Below are 17,085 nucleotides of genomic sequence, written 5' to 3' on the forward strand. Positions count from 1 at the left end.
ACAACATACTGATTTCCGTTGTATACTCCAAAAATATTACACATATCTGGCAGTACGAATTCGGAATTATTCGATCTGACCATGACCCATTGGTTACGATATATAGGCTCAGCTAATTTGTTATAGAAATCATTATTTGTATACAACGTTTCATAGACTAAGCGCATATAGTCGGGATCACTTTCACGACCACTACCTACCTTATCGGCAACTATTGGCTTCATCTGGTGATGTAGTGATGCCATGAAATGAGGGTTTCGCAATCTCTGAATGACTATAAATCCTACCAAAGCCTCTCGCTGAGGCCTGTTTAAAGGCTCAACACTTAAAAGCATTTCTAGTGGACGTACAGCATCGCCTTCCAACAATCCAAAATAGGCTTCTAATTTGTCAGAGTATAAGTTTTTAGCAAAACCCCATTGTCCAAACGATTTTCCTTCATCTCGTGTGAAGATGCCATTCGCATTTTTGGTAAATGGAAAAATGGAATTATTTTCTGACCAGTAACGCTTTATAAATGATTTGGGAATAAAGTGATTGTTCTCTACCTTCTTTGGTGCGAGCTTGGTTGCTTTTGGAGACGCTTCTTTTTTAATTGCTGCTACAGTTTTAGGTTTCCAACGATTGTTATATTTTTTTATCCATACATGCTCGGCTAAGTTTTTTGCGGTATTGGTTATCTTCGACAAACCGACTTCATTAAAGCAAGATTCTCGTTCTAATTTTTCGTCTATTTGTTCGAGTGTACGATCACTTAGCCTGTCATTTACTACTTTTTCAGCAATAAAATTCTCTAACATTGCCAATTCAGAAGTCATTTCTCCAGATAGATTTATATGAATATCGCTTATATGCGTATCACTGAATTCAAGCATTTTAACGATTATGGCGCGTACGATCTCATCCCAAATGTCTGAGATACTGTCAATATCACGAGGCTCCGCAGAAGGAAATCGCTTCAATAATACACCTTTTGTCGCGCTCATATTTTTCGCTCATCCCTATCAACGAGGCGGTGTGGTTAGGGTGAATTTGCGAACCCTAATCTTATGGCTTTTATTCAGGCAAGTTGGCTTCTTTAGCTTTGCCCAACCCAAACGACTCCGCCAGCATCAACGCCACACCCAAAGTAATCGCCGAATCCGCAATATTAAACGCGGGCCAGTGCCAAGTGTTGTAGTAGACATCCAGGAAGTCGATAACATAGCCGTAGGCCAGGCGGTCGATCAGGTTGCCGATTGCCCCGCCCAATACTAAGGCCAATGCCACGGCGAGCAAGGTTTCGTGTTGTTGTAAGCGTGCCAACCAGACGGATAGGACCGCACTGATGATGAATGCCAAAGCCGCAAAAAACCAGCGCTGCCAACCGCCCGCTTCGCTCAGGAAACTGAATGCCGCGCCGGTGTTATGCACATAGGTCAGGTTAAAGTACGGCATCAGCGGGATGGATTCGTAAAGCTGTAAGGTGCTGTCAACGGTCAGCTTGCTGGCTTGGTCGAGGACGATTGCCAGCAGGGAAAGCCATAGCCATTTCAACATGCCCACCTCACGCATAGCGGCGGTGTTCGCCTGCACCGTCAACATTTTCTATGCACCTGCCGCATAATTCGGGATGTTCCTTATGTTCACCCACATCATAATGTTGATGCCAACAGCGCACGCATTTGGGATGCCCCGAAACAATGATTTTTAATTTAACGCCGTCGATTTCCGTCTGGATGGCATCATCCGGGCTGAACTGGTCGGCCATGACCGACGCATTGGAGGTGATGAAAATGAAATGCAGCTCGTTGCCCAACTTATTTAAAAGCTCAAAAAACTCGCCGTTGCAATACAATTCGACTTCCGCATTCAACGATGAGCCGATATCGCCTTTCGCGCGGCTTTTTTCCAGTTCCTTGCTGACTGCGGACCTGACCGTCATCACTTGTTGCCAAAACTCGCGGTTCATTGCCGACTGGTCATCCAGGTTGACCAAGCCTTGATACCACGTTTCCAGGAATACGGATTCGCTCCGTTTGCCCGGCAGATACGACCAGATTTCATCGGCGGTATAGCTGATGATCGGCGCAAGCCAGCGCACCAAGGCTTCCAAGACATGATACAGGGCTGTTTGCGTGGAACGCCGCGCCAAGCCTCCGGTTAAGGCGGTGTACTGGCGGTCTTTGGTGACATCGAGGTAGAAGCTGCTCAAGTCGATGGCGCAAAAGTTGTGTACCTTCTGGTAAATTTGCTGGAACTGGTAGGCTCCGTAATGGGCGATGACTTCTTCCTGCAACAGGTAAGCCCTGTCCATGACCCAACGATCCAACGCCAATAAGTCTTTGGTAGCGATTAAATCCTGGGCTGGATCAAAATCATTCAGGTTAGCCAATAAAAAGCGTGCGGTGTTTCTCAACCGTCGATAACCGTCCGAGGTTCGGGTAAGGATTTCGTTGGAAACTGACATCTCCCCGCGATAATCCGTGGAAGCCACCCATAAGCGCAACACATCCGCCCCCAAATCCTTCATGACCGATTGGGGTGCAACGACATTGCCCTTGGACTTGGACATTTTTTTGCCTTCGGCATCCACGGTAAAGCCGTGGGTCAGCACGGCCTTATACGGGGCGACATTATTCTTGGCGACCGAAGCCAGCAGCGACGATTGAAACCAGCCCCGGTGCTGGTCCGAACCTTCCAGGTATAAATCCGCAGGGAAATCCAGTTGGTCGTGTTTATCGAGGACGCAAGCGTGGGTAACGCCGGAATCAAACCAGACATCCAGGGTATCGGTCATTTTCTGGTAGCGTTCGGCTTCCGCACCCAACAAGTCAGCGGCATCCAACTCAAACCAGGCATCGATGCCTTTCTGCTCGATGCGTTTGGCAACTTGCTCGATCAGTTCACCGGTGCGTGGATGCAATTCACCGGTTTCCTTATCCACAAAAAACGTTATGGGGACGCCCCAAGTGCGTTGCCTGGAAATGCACCAATCCGGGCGGCCTTCCAACATACTTTCAATCCGCGCCTGACCCCAATCAGGAATCCATTCGACGCGCTTGATTTCGCTTAGTGCCTGCTCGCGCAGGCCGTTTTTCTCCATCGATATAAACCATTGCGGCGTTGCCCTGAAGATAATCGGGGTTTTATGTCGCCAGCAATGGGGATAACTGTGCAGTATTGCCTTGTTGTGCAGCAGCTTCTCTTTGGATTCCAACACTTCCAAAACATGGGTATTGGCGCTGAACACATGCTCGCCGGCAAACAACTCGGTGCTGGGCAAGAACACGCCATCACCACCGACAGGGTTGTCAACCGGCAGGTCGTACTTCAGGCCGACCGCATAGTCATCCTGGCCATGCCCCGGCGCAGTATGCACCGCGCCGGTACCCGCCTCGGTGGTCACATGGTCGCCGAGTATGATCGGCACTTGCCTGTCGTAAAAGGGATGTTGCAATAACTGGTGTTCCAGTGCGGCGCCTTTGCAATAAGCGATAACGCGGTAATCAGTGATTTCATAGCGTGACATGGCATCTTTAAGTAAGGCCTCGGCCAATACCAGGCGTTCCTTACGGCCGTCTTTTTCGCACTGCACCACGGCATATTCAAGGTCGGCATTCAAGGCAACCGCTTGGTTTGCCGGCAATGTCCATGGTGTGGTCGTCCAGATTACTACCGATAACGCACCCTCACCTTCATGTTCAGGCACATGGTGGCAAGCTGCCATAAAACTGGCTTCATCAACGACCTGAAAGCGTACGTCAATCGCGGGCGAATGCTTGTCTTCGTATTCAACCTCCGCTTCCGCAAGGGCAGAGCCGCAATCGGTACACCAATGCACCGGCTTTGCGCCTTTGGCGATATGGCCTTTCTGGGCGATGCTGCCCAAGGCACGGACGATGTCGGCTTCAAAAGCAAAGTCCATGGTGAGGTAAGGTTTGTCCCAATCGCCCAGAATACCCAGCCGGATGAATGCTTCTTTTTGGATGGCGACCTGCTTTCCTGCATACTCACGGCAAGCCTTACGGAACACGTCCGGTGCAACTTTCGCACCCGCTTTGCCGACTTTCTTTTCCACTTGCAATTCGATAGGCAAGCCGTGGCAATCCCAACCCGGCACATAAGGCGCATCGAAACCGCTTAAGGTTTTGGATTTGATGATGAAATCTTTCAGGACTTTATTGACCGCGTGGCCGATATGGATTTCGCCATTAGCGTAGGGCGGGCCGTCATGCAGGATAAATTTGGGACGACCTTGAGTTACGTTCCTTATCGCTTCATACAGATTGGTTTCCTGCCAACGTTTTAACCGTTCCGGCTCGCGTTGCGCCAGGTTGCCCTTCATGGGGAACGCCGTGTTGGGCAAATTGAGTGTGCCCTTATAATCTACTGTCATAATCCATTGTCTTCTATTGTTGGTGTGGCAAAAATGCTCTTGGCTTCAGCCACGTCGTCTACTATCTGTTCTTTCAGTTCGTCCACTGTCAGAAATCGTCGTTCAGCCCTGATCTTCTTTTTAAAATGTACGGTCACCTGATAACCGTAGATGTCTTGGTTAAATCCGAACAAGTGAGCCTCCAGGACAACCTTATTGCTGCCGTCAACGGTTGGGCGGATGCCGATATTGGCTACCCCTGGAATTTCCCTGTCATCAATGCCAGTTAGCGTGATTGCAAAAACTCCGCTGACCGGGATATTCTTTCTTGACATCCTAATATTGGCGGTAGGGTAGCCTATCGTCCTACCGCGCTTGTCGCCGTGGACAACGCGTCCGCATATAGAATAACGGTAACCCAGCATGGCCTCTGCCTGTTCCAGGTCGCCGACAGCCAAGGCGTTTCTAATCAAGGTGCTGCTGACCCGCAAGCCATCGACTTGCAAGGAACCGGTGTCTTCCACGGCAAACCCGTGGATGCGGCCCTTTTCCTTAAGCATGGAAAAATCACCTAGTCGACCTTTGCCAAAACGAAAATCATCGCCGATGACCAGATGCCTGACTTTCAGGCGGTTGACCAACACCTCATCAACAAACTGCCCGGCATCGTAATCGGCAAGTTGTTTATTAAATCGCACTATGACCAAATCATCAACGGGCAGTTTTGCAAGGCGGGCAACTTTCTCCCGTAAGCGCGTCAAGCGCGGCGGAGCGTCGTTCCCCATAAAGTATTCCAGCGGCTGCGGCTCAAACATCAGGATGACCACGGGTAAGCCCAATGCCTTACCGCATCTTGCCAATTTCTCAATGACGGCATGGTGGCCCAAATGCACACCGTCGAAATTTCCAATGGTCAGGACGCAACCGTTCCTGTAAGCGGGTGTGCGAGGTATCCCTTTAATTAAGCGCATGAAAGCCGACAATCAAAAACTGCGAATTTTATCACTTGTGCCCGTCAAATGCCTCAATCTCAGGCCGAAGGTTACCAATGTCAGCGCATAGACGGCGAAACCGATACTTATCCACTTCAGCAGGTTGCTAATCCTGTCTCCAGATGACCATTGTTGCCACCAACTATCGTCAACAAAATAACATAGGCAAACCGCCATCGCGACGCTTGCCAAGGCGACACGGGCCAAAAACAGCAGCCATCCCAATCCGGGTTGATAGGCCTTGTCCTGCAACAGCCTTCCCAGCAGCAATGCCGCATTAAGCAATGCGCCCAATGATGTCGCCAATGCAAGCCCGGCATGGGCCAGGGGAATGGCCAACACGTTTAAGGCCAGGCTGGTTATCATGGCAATCAACCCATAGCGGACGGGCGATTTCAGGTCATGACGCGAAGTGAAGCCGGACACCAAAATCTTGATGAACAAATAACCCAATAAACCGACGGAATAAGCCTTTAGGCTCTGTCCCGCTTTATGCACATCATTGAGGGTGAATTCGTCATATTGGAACAAAGTGGACAACATCGGTTCGGCAAGGACGAACAAGCCAATCGTGGCAGGCATTCCGACCAGCAATACCAAGCGCAACCCCCAATCCAGCGTCGCCGAAAACGCGGTCGTGTCGTCTGCAACATAATGGTTGGCAAGATTGGGCAGGATTACCGTCGCCAAGCCCATGCCCAGAATGCCCAAGGGAAATTCCACCAAGCGGTCTGAATAATACAGCCACGATACGCTGCCGCTCACCAGGAAGGAAGCGACCAAGGCATCCAAAAGCAAATTGACTTGTGTGACCGAGGCGCTGAAGATGGCTGGCAGCAGCCTATTTATAACGAGGCTAACGTCGGGATCCCGAAATTTAATCGTTAACTTAGGCAGCAAACCCAATTGCACAAGGCTGGGAACTTGAAACAGTAGCTGCAAAATTCCCGCAACAAACACGCCCCATGCCAACGCCGTAATCGGCACGTTCATTGACGGCGCAACCCATAACGCCGCCACTATCATGCTGATGTTAAGGATAATAGGGGTTAACGCGGGTAGGGCATAGTGCTCATGGGCGTTGAGTATGGCACCGGCAAACGCCACCAACACAATACATAATCCAAAGGGCAACGTGATCCGCAATAAGCTGACAGCCAGGTCATATTGTGGCCCTTGCCAAGCAAAACCCGGCGCTAATATCAGCACAAGTACGGGAGCCAAAACCATCGCTATCAATGTAACCAGCAGCGACCAGGCCGTCAATGTCCCTGCCGTCTTGCCGATAAACTGCCTTAAGGCGAACTTGTCCCCTTGGTGGTTAGCCATGACCGGCACAAGGGCATGTGCAAACGCCCCTTCGGTGAATAGCCTACGCAAAAGATTCGGAATTTTGAACGCCACAAAAAAAGCGTCGGTTGCTACATCTACCCCAAAAAGCCGTGCGATCAACGTATCCCTTACAAAACCCAAAAGGCGGGACATCAATGTCATACTGCTGACGACAACGGTTGCTTTGAAAAGCCGCTTGCCCACTGGCTAATCCTGTTTGCGTGGCACGTTAAATGTTGACAATGATAACATTTATAAAGATAATGCGCGGTCTGATAACTCACTTTGTAAAGAAATAGACACATGGCTAATACAGCACAAGCAAAAAAACGCGCGAAACAAGCCGAAAAGAGCCGTATTCGCAATGCAGGACAGCGCAGCAACCTCCGCACATTCATCAAGAAAGTCATACTCGCCGTTAAAACAGGCGACAAAGAAAAAGCCCAAGCCGCTTTTAAGACCGCCCAACCCATTATCGATTCAGCCGTCAACAAAGGACTTATCCACAAAAACAAGGCGGCACGCGGTAAAAGCCGCTTGAATGCGAAAGTTAAAGCCATGGCTTAACGATTTTTAGCTTCGTAAAAAGCCGCTACTTAATAGTTAGTAGCGGCTTTTTTATTGCCAAAAATTTATAGTTACCCTTCGTTGATCGGTTGGCGCAGTGTAAAAACCTGTTAATCATTTCTTGTCAATTCAAATGGTTATTCTTAGTTTTCCTGGTCTTTAAATACCTGGTTTTATCGCTCGTTTTGACTTCGGACATAAGCGGATGCAAGCCCATTTTGCCTTGCGCAAATCAGATTCTGAAACCGTGATATTAGCTTGCAGCAAATAAAGGTAGCGCAAAACCTGTACGTCATTTTTCTAGGTAATCTCACGGATTGTCTATCGGCTGCCTGGTGGTAATGTCCAATAATCACCGAAGATTATTTTTATGGTTACGCAAATTTTTTGGCGAAGATTTTCGCAATCCTATTGCTCGCTGCACAACACAAGCGCAGCTTTCAAGCCCTGATCGGTGCTTACCCTGCGTTCAGGACGCTATCTGCAGGAATACCTGGACGAGTTTTGTTGCCGTCTGAGCCGACGTTTCTGTGAGAATCCAATACCGAACCGCTTACTGAAGCTGTGCACCACTCACCAACCGATTTTTCTGCAACCTGCGGGTTGTTGATACCCATGTTTGGCAATTTTGTTTGGATAGCTTATCAAGCGGTTATCGTGGATAATGCGCGGCTATTATTTGAGTTAATCCACACCCTACAGAGTAATGAAGAAAAAGTTAGAAGCCCTTATTCAGCAAGCTGTTATAAGCCTTAAAAAAGAGGGGGTTATTGCCGATGACATTGGCGCTGCCATAACCCTGGAACGCACCCGCGATGCGCAACACGGCGATTTTGCGACTAATCTGGCGATGATGCTGGCAAAGCCAGCAAAAATGAATCCACGCCAGTTGGCAGAAAAACTGGTTGCCGCTTTACCCAAAGACAGCGCAGTGACAAAGGTGGAAGTTGCAGGGCCTGGGTTTATCAATTTTTTCATAGATTCACGTTCGCAATACGATATCGTCAAAAAAGTCCACGAGCTGGGTTCGGATTTTGGTCTCAGCCAAATTGGCGTTGGCAAGAAAGTCCAAGTTGAGTTTGTCTCTGCCAATCCAACTGGCCCTTTGCATGTTGGCCACGGTCGCGGCGCAGCCTATGGTTCGGCGGTGGCTGGTTTACTCGAAGCCGTTGGTTTTACGGTGCACCGGGAATATTACGTCAACGATGCCGGACGGCAAATGGACATCCTTGCCACCAGTATTTGGCTTAGGTATCTGGAAGAATGTGGCGAACCGGTACGTTTTCCCGATAATGGTTATCGCGGTGGTTATGTCGGCGATATAGCGCGAGACATCTATAAGAACGCCAAAGACGAGTACCGTTGCCCCATTGGTCTAGTCCTGGAGGACATCCCCAAAGACGAGGCGCATGGCGGCGACAAGGAAGCCCATATCGACGCGCTGATAGCCAGGGCCAAATCCTTGTTGGGCACTATGCATTATCGGGATATTTTTCAAGCGGGGTTGACCAACATCCTTGATGACATCAAGAATGATTTGCAGGAATTCGGGGTTGAATACCAAGAATGGTTTTCCGAACAACACCTGATGGATGATGGTTCGGTCGACTTGGCCTTAAACCGCTTACAAGCATCCGGCCATTTGTACGAAAAAGACGGCGCCACCTGGTTTGCCTCCAGCCAATTGGGCGATGAAAAGGATCGCGTGGTACGCAGGGAAAACGGGCAATACACTTATTTTGCCTCTGATATTGCCTACCACATGAACAAGCTGGATCGAGGATTCGACCTGATTATCGACATTTGGGGCGCAGACCATCACGGTTACATCCCCCGTGTGAAAGCGGCAATCCAGGCCTTGGGTGCCGATGCCAACAAGCTCAAAGTGTTGCTGGTGCAATTTGCCACGCTGTATCGCGGCGAAGAAAAAGTGCAGATGTCTACCCGCTCCGGTGATTTTGTCACCTTACGGCAATTGCGCGATGAAGTCGGCAAGGATGCGGCGCGGTTTTTTTATGTCATGCGTCGTTCCGAACAACATATGGATTTCGACCTGCAACTGGCAACCTCAAAGACCAGTGAAAATCCGGTGTATTATGTCCAATACGCCCATGCACGGGTATGCAGCGTATTACGTCAGTTAGTTGAAAAAGGACTGCCGCGTGATATCGTTTCCGGCATGAATGGGCTGACTCAATTGGCTGAAGAACATGAACTTAGCCTGCTAAGCACATTGGAACGCTATCCCGAAATGTTGGAACGCGCCGCATTGACGCATGAGCCGCATCAGTTGATCCTATATTTACGCGAATTGGCGAATGATTTCCATACCTACTATAATGCCCATCAATTTCTGGTGGATGATGATAAACTCCGTGATGCCAGACTGAACCTGATCTGCGCCGTCAGGCAAGTGCTGGCAAACGGATTGAAACTGCTTAACATCAACACGCCCGAGTCAATGTAATGGCGAGAGATTACAAACACCGCGCACACAGCCGAGACACCAACAACCGTAGGCGCAAAGCCCAAGAATCCACCGGCGTGGGCGTATTCAAATGGATGTTAGTGACGGCGTTGATTATCGGCTTTGTGGTGTTTTTGGTGTATTTAAAAAGTCCCGGATTGCAAAAATCAGCTCCACTAGCTCAAATCCAGGAAACAACGGTAGCCGCAAAGTCGGGCAAAACTGAAGCAAGCAATAAGCCAAACATCGACCCAAAAGCCAAGGAACAAAAACCGCAACCGCCGCAATTTGACTTTTATACCATCTTGCCGAAAAAAGAAATGATCGTGCCGGATCACGAGATCAAGACCCGTACCCGCGAAGAGCAAGTCGGCAAAAACAAGAAAGCCAGTTACGTGATCCAGGCAGGATCATCCCGCGACCCCAAAGACGCCGACCAACTACGGGCCAAATTGGCGCTGATGGGCATAGAATCCAAAATCCAGAAAGCCAAAGTCGAAAGCGCTATTTGGTACCGCGTCAAAATCGGGCCCTACAGCCAAATGGGCAGCGTCAACACGATCATGTCCAGGTTGCAAAAGAATGGGATGAAGCCGGTGATTACTGAGGTGGATGAGTAAGTGCTTTGGCTGCATGCAGAACAAATTACCGCGTAAGCTTAGCGTTAAAGGTTTTCTAAAGGGTATAACTTTAGCCCAGGGATAAACTTAAAATCCTTAGTGTTTAGGGTATAGAGATCGAGTCCATGGCTAATCGCGGTGGCGGCAATCAGCATGTCGGGAATAGTGACTTTGTGGCTGAGTGAATAATTGCCCATCAATTCCAAAAAAAGTGATGAAACGGTGTCGTTAAGTCCAAAGCAGTGGCAAGAGGATAAATGCCCTTCAATTTTAGCGAGTTCCAGCTTGTCCCTTGCCCCGTAGAATAACTCCGCTTTCGTGATAACACTGACAGCAATATTTGCCCGGCCTATTTGCTTTAAGGTTTGGATGACGGCGGGATTGGCCTTATAGAATTCAATCAGGATATTGGTGTCGCAAAGGATCATTACATTTTTGTCCGCCACGCCTTGGCACGGATGGAATCCTGGCTGATCTCACGATTTTCCCAAATGCCCGCACAATCGAAAAAATCTGCTTCTGATGCGGATTCTTTGGTTACCACGTCCGTTATATCGGGACTGGCCTCATCCAACAGGATAACTTTAATTTTTTTGCCGTTCCATGATTGCTGGTCACTGGGTAAAGTGATTACGCCGTTTTGGACGGTGGCTTGGAACTCGACTGCGTTCATTTTGTTGCCTTGCTGGTTAATTGTTGCTTTTCAAGCAAAGTGTACCTTAGACGAACAACTTTGCACAAATACACTTAAACCGGATTGCAAAAATCAGACCCTACAGCCAAATGGGCAGCGTCAACACGATTATGTCCAGGTTGCAAAAAAACGGCATGAAACCGGTGATCACCGAACTGGACCAATAACCCGAATAATACGCACTATTTCGAATTGCGGTTTAACACGCTGACTCCAACTGCACCAAATTGTCTGAGAATGATGGTGCATTACCCATATTGACCAATTCAGCCGAACTGATGCTATTGACAGTACCTTTGTTTAATTGCCTCCAGTAACCGAGCGTTGCGATGATTAAGCCAGGATTGACATCGTCGGTAATTTTGGCATTGCCTTCAAAGCAGCCCCTATCGTTATAGACGCGAACTTTGTCACCATTTTTAATGCCACGATTGTTGGCGTCAATTGCATTAATCAGGACAAATTGCTCACCTTGTCCCTGTATTTTATTATCCATATTGGCGTAGCAGGAATTGAGGAAGCCGTGGCTTTTGGGCGAGACGATGCTTAATGGATATTTCAGGGCAAGATCCGGGTTAGTGGAAGCCGACTCTCTCGAAGGCACGTAATCCGGCAAAGGATCAAGCACTTCGCCCGGTTGGAAGCCATCGTACATCTGCCGGAAAGGGCCGGGTACAAAATTTACCGCACCTTTCGCCTTAAACTGACATTTGCCGGACGGGGTCGGAAAATTGCCATTTTTATGCGGGGCGCGATTGTCTTTTGTGCCTACATTGAGCCGCGCAAAACCATGTTTGCGAAGATAATCCAGATCAATGCCTTCACAAGCCGGTGAATTCCAATCGACGTACTGTTCTAAACATTCTGAATCCGACCACTTGAAGTTATCTTCCTCATAACCCATGCGCTGAGCAAGCCGACGGAAGATTTCGTTGTTCGGGATGGCTTCCCCAGGCGAATTTACGCACTTGGCATTATAAGTGAGGTACAGGTGCCCCCAGGACAAGATCATGTCTTCCATTTCGGCCCCCATGGAGGCAGGTAACAGAATGTCGGCATATAAAGCGGTATCGGAAATAAAATGTTCCGCAGATACCAGGAACAAGTGTTCGTTCATTAAACCGTTGACAATTTTGTCGGTTTCCGGTGCTTGCGTTACCGGATTGGCGTTCCAGCACATCATGGATTTAATAGGTGGCCCAGCGGGAGGTTCATCAGTAAGGGCGCGGCCTATTTGCAAGGCATTGACGACTCGGGTGCCTTCTGGAATCAGGTCTGGCCGACAAATGACGTCAAATCTGTACGGATGTTCCCAGACCGGAAACTGTAATGCACCGCCGCCAACATGCCGCCATGCACCGGTCAATGCGGGTAGGCAAGAGACGGCGCGGATGGTTTGCCCGCCGCCTTTATGTCGCTCTAAAGCAACGCCCATCCTAATCGCGGCGGGTTGGGTCATCGCGTATTCTCGCGCCAAGGTACGGATAACGACAGCAGGAATMCCCGTAACCGCCTCTGCCCACTCGGGCGTACGTAATGAGGCACGGTCTTTCAGTTCAGCAAACCCGATCGTGTAGTGATCGACATAATCCTGATCGAGCAAGCCTTCTTCGATAATCGTATGGATCATTGCCATCGCCAATGCGCCATCTGTTCCGGGTTTAGGTGCAATATGCCAATCGGCTTCTTTCGCGGTTTTGGACGCATACGTATCAATCACGACGACTTTTGCGCCTTTTTTCTGCGCTTCTTTAACGATATGCCAGTGGTGCAAATTGGTGCTGACGGAATTGCACGCCCAAATGATAATGTATTTGGAATGGATAAAACTTTCAGGATCGACACCCGCTGTTGGTCCCACGGTCAACAGCCAAGCCGTGCTGGAGCCTTCGCCGCAAAAAGTGCGCTCCGTAACGGTTGCGCCCATCCGGTTAAAAAAAGCATCGCCGCCATTCAGGCCATGAACGAGACCTTGATTGCCTAAATAACTGTACGGCAAAATCGCTTGTGGGCCGTGTCCTGCAATAATCGTCTTCCAACGCGTAGTGATCTCGTCCAATGCCTCGTCCCAGCTTATTCGCTCAAATTGTTTACTGCCTTTTGGGCCGGTACGACGCATGGGGTATAGCAAACGGTCAGGGTGATAATGCCGCTTTTCATAATCTTTAAGCTTAACGCACAGCCCGCCACGGGTCATGGGATGGTCAGGGTTGCCTTTTACGCCTGCCAATTTGCCGTCTTTGACTTCAAACACCATTGAACAGGTGTCGGGACAATCATGGGGGCAACCACCGTGGTGCATAGTTTTTATTGTTTCAACCATAATAAAATTTTCCCATGATTATTAATTGCCACGTTTGTAGGTGGCCACTGCCTTATCAATCCCTAAAATTCTCAAACTGCAACGGCATTTCCAGTTTTTCTTCCCTTAGCATCTGGATGACTTCCTGCAGGTCATCGCGCTTTTTTCCGGTGACCCGGACTTGGTCGCCTTGGATGGCGGCCTGTACTTTGAGTTTTTTATCCTTAATCAGCTTAACGATCTTTTTGGCGAATGCGCTATCCAGGCCTTGTTTCATTGTGATTTCCTGGCGCATGAGTTTGCCGCTGCCTTTGGCTTCGCCGGTTTCCATGCAGGCAATATCGATGCCGCGTCGGCTTAGTTTGGCGCAGACGATGCTGAACATTTGCTGGAGTTGGAAGGTAGATTCGGAAATCATGACAATTTTGTTGTCGGTCAATTCGAAGCTGGAATCAGTGCCTTTAAAATCAAAACGGGTACCGACTTCCTTGCTGGCTTGGTCGACGGCGTTTCTAAGTTCATGGGGATCGAATTCGGAAATAATGTCAAAAGATGGCATAGCTATTATTCTTGGGTTAGTTAAAAATGGGGCTGCCCAATAAGTGGTTTAGTCCCTTCTCCCTTGAGGGAGAAGGTTAGGATGAGGGRATTAAACCAGCTTATTTTAATCTCCTCACCCCAACCCTCTCCATCAGGAGAGGGGGTTTGTTTTGTTAACTTAACGGCATTGGGCTTCTGTTTTAGTCATATCAGTAATTGCCTTAATACGTAACTGACGGATCGCTTCGCCGATTTCTGCGCCTTGCAAACGACCATCCGTCAAATCTGAGGTATCGACCGAGCCGGCTGTTTTTGCCGCCGCTTGCAAATAAGCCGCTTGTGGATACGGATTATTTTCTAGTCCGGTACGGCCTTTGGCATCCGCCTCGCACGCCAGCAAAAATTCAGGAAATTGGTTACGTTGTTTAAACGCGCCTAAATTATTCAACAGGTCAACCAAGGTTGATGGCTTCAATTCCGTCACCTTATGGCAATGGGTATGGTATTGCATAACATGCAGCGCCAATGACTTGAAGGCATTAGGTACGCGCAGTCGATTGCATAAGGCTTCCAGCACGGGCAGGCCTTTGGTTTCGTGCCCGTAATGGTGGGGTAGGTTGTCTTTGGGTGACAATGCCTTGCCAAGGTCATGCACCAGGGCGGCAAACCTGACTTCGGGTTTAGGAGATAATAATGCCGCTTGTTCCAAGCACATCAAGGCATGTACGCCAGTATCTATTTCTGGATGGTATTTCTCAGGTTGCGGAACACCAAATAGGCTATAAATTTCGGGAAATATAAGCGCCAGTGCGCCGCAATCCAGCAAGGTATAAAAAAATGCGGAAGGTGACGTTTCGTTTAGGGCCTTTAACAACTCTGCCCAAACCCGTTCGGGCACTAAATGATCGACTTCTCCAACGCTGACCATCCCTTCCATCATTTCTCTTGTGTCGGATGCCAGTTTAAATCCCAAATGGCGATAACGTGCCGCAAATCGGGCTACACGAAGTATGCGTACGGGATCTTCTGCAAAGGCTGGCGAGACGTGGCGAAAAAGCCGCTTATCCAGGTCGTCACGACCGCCGTAAGGGTCGATGACCTCGCCCTCCGGTGTCATGGCAAGCGCATTGATTGTTAAATCCCGGCGTTTTAAATCCTGTTCCAGAGTAACATCAATATCCGCATGGACCCTAAAGCCTTTGTATCCGGGCGAAGTTTTTCGCTCAGTCCGCGCAAGGGCATATTCTTCATGGCTTTGAGGGTGCAAGAACACCGGAAAGTCTTTGCCGACCGCACGAAAGCCCTGCCTGATCATGGATTCTGGCGTTTCCCCAACGACCACCCAATCGCGCTCCTTTACCGGATAGCCCAGGAGTTGGTCGCGGACAGCCCCGCCGACAAGGTATTTTTCCATTGAACTAGAAAGCAATTTTGAAGGGGGTTAGGATAGCATAAACCACTTCAAAAACGCATAATGGCAACCTGTTGCGAACTTGCAGTTCAAACTCACTAATGGAGGGTCGTTTGATAGGCATTATCTTTTTCAGCCTGCTATTAGGCATGGTTTCTGGCGTATTGGCCGGGCTGTTTGGGATCGGCGGAGGGATTGTTATCGTTCCTGCGCTTGTTTTTTTGTTTACTGCACAGGAACTTCCCGCAGATTTAGTCATGATAATGGCAATCGCAACATCGCTGGCGACTATCATTTTGACCGCCACTTCGTCAGTGCTTGCCCATCATCGCTTGGGCTCTGTGATTTGGGGCAAGGTCTTTAGGTTGGCGCCGGGCATTGTCGTGGGTTCAGTGATTGGCGCAACAGTCGCGCACTCAATTCAAACGGATCTTTTACGGCTTATTTTTATCGTCTTTTTGCTTTACGTTGGAACGCAAATGGCACTGGAAATGAAGCCTAAAGTGGGTGCGGCAAATTATTCCATGCCGATTGATTTTGTTGTCGCCAGCGTAATCGGATTAATGTCTTCCTTGGTTGGGATAGGCGGAGGAACGCTAACAGTGCCTTTTTTGATGCATTGCCAATACTCTATGCGCAATGCAGTCGCCATTGCGAGTGCTTGCGGCTTGCCAATCGCGATTGCTAGCACGCTGAGCTATATGGTTTTGGGTATGCACGCCTCTAATTTGCCGGCTTGGAGCATTGGATATGTGTATTTGCCCTCCTTCTTTGGCGTTAGTTTAGGGGGTGTTATGACCGCGCCGTATGGTGCAAGGCTCGCCCACAAACTACCTGCACACCAATTAAAGCGTTATTTTTCTTTGTTAATCTTTATATTGGCAGCGAAGTTGATGTGGTATTGAAGGCGGTTGCCAAGGTAGTTCTGCCCCCTCCCTAGTTGACTATTGAGCCTTTGCCCCCCAGTGGTTGGCATTCTCGGGCAACGTGTCGGTTATTAACTGGCGACCGACCATAAATCTAAAAAAATTCGCTTCCATATCTTGAATCCAGTTTAAAAATAAACGATTTGTTAGCCCTAAAATCTAAGGTAGTTTATCAACTAAATTATTTAACAGACTGATAAAAATAAGGTTTATTTTTAAGGATTAACGCCTGTAATATCTTCTCTTGGGTGCTTCTAAGTCGTTGTCAAAAAAGATATTTTTTTATTTTTATTTCACCTTTGCATGTGCTATTCTTAGTCCAAGTGGAAAATAGTGGCGGATTTGGGTAGCTCAGCGGATATTTTTTCGGGTTACTCGCACAGTTTATGGGGTAATCTTTTGTTTATAGGCAATGCCACAGTCAATCTCGACGAAAAAGGCCGTTTTGCCATCCCTACCCGCTATCGTGAGGGCGTGCAGGACAAATGCGACTGCAAATTGGTCGTTACGGTTGCTATCAATGAGCGTGGTGCCGGTATTGAAGGCTGCCTATGGATTTACCCCCTGCCAGCATGGCTTGAATTCCAAGATACGATCAAAAAATTTTCTGACCTCAACAGAAAGGCAGTCAAGCTGAAACGCTTTCTCATTGGCTATGCTACTGAATGTGAAATGGATGCGCAAGGCCGCTTGTTATTGCCGGAAATGTTAAGAAAATTTGCCAAGTTAGACAAAAAAATGATTTTGGTAGGCCAGCTTAATCGCTTTGAGTTGTGGAATGAAGATGCTTTCTATAAGGCGTTGGAAGACTTTAAGGACAATGACGATATTGAAGGCTTAGAGGCATTGGGTGATATTTCATTTTAATCGGACGTGA

The 17,085-nt window shown here is 48.6% G+C and carries 16 protein-coding genes and 1 pseudogene; 7 read left to right on the plus strand and 10 right to left on the minus strand.

Annotated features, from left to right (window positions below):
* The 5 genes from MGMO_RS09930 to murJ all read right to left on the minus strand — a co-directional run.
* Positions 1-986: DUF4238 domain-containing protein (locus MGMO_RS09930; protein ID WP_051384017.1), on the minus strand; the 986-nt coding region annotated here is incomplete at its 3' end.
* Positions 987-1,056: 70 nt separating this feature from the next.
* Positions 1,057-1,539 carry a signal peptidase II gene (gene lspA, locus MGMO_RS09935; protein ID WP_152976338.1) on the minus strand — a complete coding sequence of 161 codons (483 nt, stop codon included), beginning with the start codon at positions 1,537-1,539 and terminating at the stop codon, positions 1,057-1,059.
* Between the two features lie 7 nt (positions 1,540-1,546).
* A complete protein-coding gene (gene ileS, locus MGMO_RS09940) occupies positions 1,547-4,378 on the minus strand; it encodes an isoleucine--tRNA ligase (RefSeq protein WP_023494921.1) in 2,832 nt (943 codons plus the stop codon).
* Positions 4,375-5,328, minus strand: coding sequence for a bifunctional riboflavin kinase/FAD synthetase (gene ribF / locus MGMO_RS09945; protein WP_023494922.1), 954 nt, complete (start codon positions 5,326-5,328; stop codon positions 4,375-4,377). The genes ileS and ribF overlap by 4 nt, the downstream gene beginning before the upstream one ends.
* A 12-nt stretch (positions 5,329-5,340) precedes the next feature.
* On the minus strand, positions 5,341-6,885 hold the full coding sequence (gene murJ, locus MGMO_RS09950) for a murein biosynthesis integral membrane protein MurJ (protein ID WP_023494923.1): 1,545 nt from the start codon (positions 6,883-6,885) through the stop codon (positions 5,341-5,343).
* 99 nt (positions 6,886-6,984) lie between these two features.
* Between murJ and rpsT the strand changes: the two genes are divergently transcribed.
* The 5 genes and pseudogenes from rpsT (at position 6,985) to MGMO_RS09965 (ending at position 10,335) form a co-directional block, all read left to right on the plus strand.
* Complete coding sequence (gene rpsT, locus MGMO_RS09955) at positions 6,985-7,248, plus strand: 30S ribosomal protein S20 (protein ID WP_023494924.1); 264 nt, start codon at positions 6,985-6,987, stop codon at positions 7,246-7,248.
* A 387-nt stretch (positions 7,249-7,635) separates the two neighbouring features.
* Positions 7,636-7,782 (plus strand): hypothetical protein, encoded by a 147-nt coding sequence (locus MGMO_RS20320; protein ID WP_200922722.1) that lies wholly within the window; start codon positions 7,636-7,638, stop codon positions 7,780-7,782.
* Positions 7,718-7,858: pseudogene (locus MGMO_RS19590) on the plus strand (IS1595 family transposase); the annotation flags it as partial. The gene MGMO_RS20320 and the pseudogene MGMO_RS19590, both read left to right, overlap by 65 nt.
* 96 nt (positions 7,859-7,954) lie before the next feature.
* Positions 7,955-9,715, plus strand: a complete 1,761-nt coding sequence (gene argS / locus MGMO_RS09960; RefSeq protein ID WP_023494925.1) for an arginine--tRNA ligase — start codon at positions 7,955-7,957, stop codon at positions 9,713-9,715.
* The gene (locus MGMO_RS09965; protein WP_023494926.1) at positions 9,715-10,335 is read left to right on the plus strand and encodes an SPOR domain-containing protein; all 621 of its coding nucleotides are present in this window, start codon (positions 9,715-9,717) and stop codon (positions 10,333-10,335) included. Before argS ends, MGMO_RS09965 begins: the two co-directional genes overlap by 1 nt.
* A gap of 44 nt (positions 10,336-10,379) precedes the next feature.
* Here MGMO_RS09965 and MGMO_RS09970 read toward each other — a convergent pair whose 3' ends face one another.
* From MGMO_RS09970 to MGMO_RS09990, 5 genes are all read right to left on the minus strand, one after another.
* Positions 10,380-10,763, minus strand: a complete 384-nt coding sequence (locus tag MGMO_RS09970; RefSeq protein WP_023494927.1) for a type II toxin-antitoxin system VapC family toxin — start codon at positions 10,761-10,763, stop codon at positions 10,380-10,382.
* Complete coding sequence (locus MGMO_RS20325) at positions 10,763-11,008, minus strand: hypothetical protein (RefSeq protein WP_023494928.1); 246 nt, start codon at positions 11,006-11,008, stop codon at positions 10,763-10,765. Before MGMO_RS20325 ends, MGMO_RS09970 begins: the two co-directional genes overlap by 1 nt.
* A 220-nt stretch (positions 11,009-11,228) precedes the next feature.
* Positions 11,229-13,352 (minus strand): molybdopterin-containing oxidoreductase family protein, encoded by a 2,124-nt coding sequence (locus tag MGMO_RS09980; protein WP_023494929.1) that lies wholly within the window; start codon positions 13,350-13,352, stop codon positions 11,229-11,231.
* Between the two features lie 55 nt (positions 13,353-13,407).
* Positions 13,408-13,890, minus strand: coding sequence for a YajQ family cyclic di-GMP-binding protein (locus MGMO_RS09985; RefSeq protein WP_023494930.1), 483 nt, complete (start codon positions 13,888-13,890; stop codon positions 13,408-13,410).
* Between the two features lie 159 nt (positions 13,891-14,049).
* A complete protein-coding gene (locus tag MGMO_RS09990; RefSeq protein WP_023494931.1) occupies positions 14,050-15,285 on the minus strand; it encodes a multifunctional CCA addition/repair protein in 1,236 nt (411 codons plus the stop codon).
* A 110-nt stretch (positions 15,286-15,395) separates the two neighbouring features.
* Between MGMO_RS09990 and MGMO_RS09995 the strand changes: the two genes are divergently transcribed.
* Positions 15,396-16,187, plus strand: coding sequence for a sulfite exporter TauE/SafE family protein (locus MGMO_RS09995; protein WP_235557262.1), 792 nt, complete (start codon positions 15,396-15,398; stop codon positions 16,185-16,187).
* 354 nt (positions 16,188-16,541) lie between these two features.
* On the plus strand, positions 16,542-17,075 hold the full coding sequence (gene mraZ, locus MGMO_RS10000) for a division/cell wall cluster transcriptional repressor MraZ (RefSeq protein WP_023494934.1): 534 nt from the start codon (positions 16,542-16,544) through the stop codon (positions 17,073-17,075).
* Positions 17,076-17,085: the final 10 nt, after the last annotated feature.

Source organism: Methyloglobulus morosus KoM1 (assembly GCF_000496735.2).
GTDB classification, from domain to species: domain Bacteria; phylum Pseudomonadota; class Gammaproteobacteria; order Methylococcales; family Methylomonadaceae; genus Methyloglobulus; species Methyloglobulus morosus.

Excerpts from the sequence above, each read along its gene's own strand:
- ileS (WP_023494921.1), bottom strand. The coding sequence starts at position 4,378 with ATGACAGTAGATTATAAGGGCACACTCAATTTGCCCAACACGGCGTTC.
- MGMO_RS09965 (WP_023494926.1), top strand. The coding sequence starts at position 9,715 with ATGGCGAGAGATTACAAACACCGCGCACACAGCCGAGACACCAACAAC.
- argS (WP_023494925.1), top strand. The coding sequence starts at position 7,955 with ATGAAGAAAAAGTTAGAAGCCCTTATTCAGCAAGCTGTTATAAGCCTT.
- MGMO_RS09970 (WP_023494927.1), bottom strand. The coding sequence starts at position 10,763 with ATGATCCTTTGCGACACCAATATCCTGATTGAATTCTATAAGGCCAAT.
- rpsT (WP_023494924.1), top strand. The coding sequence starts at position 6,985 with ATGGCTAATACAGCACAAGCAAAAAAACGCGCGAAACAAGCCGAAAAG.
- MGMO_RS20325 (WP_023494928.1), bottom strand. The coding sequence starts at position 11,008 with ATGAACGCAGTCGAGTTCCAAGCCACCGTCCAAAACGGCGTAATCACT.
- lspA (WP_152976338.1), bottom strand. The coding sequence starts at position 1,539 with ATGTTGAAATGGCTATGGCTTTCCCTGCTGGCAATCGTCCTCGACCAA.
- MGMO_RS09985 (WP_023494930.1), bottom strand. The coding sequence starts at position 13,890 with ATGCCATCTTTTGACATTATTTCCGAATTCGATCCCCATGAACTTAGA.
- ribF (WP_023494922.1), bottom strand. The coding sequence starts at position 5,328 with ATGCGCTTAATTAAAGGGATACCTCGCACACCCGCTTACAGGAACGGT.
- MGMO_RS09990 (WP_023494931.1), bottom strand. The coding sequence starts at position 15,285 with ATGGAAAAATACCTTGTCGGCGGGGCTGTCCGCGACCAACTCCTGGGC.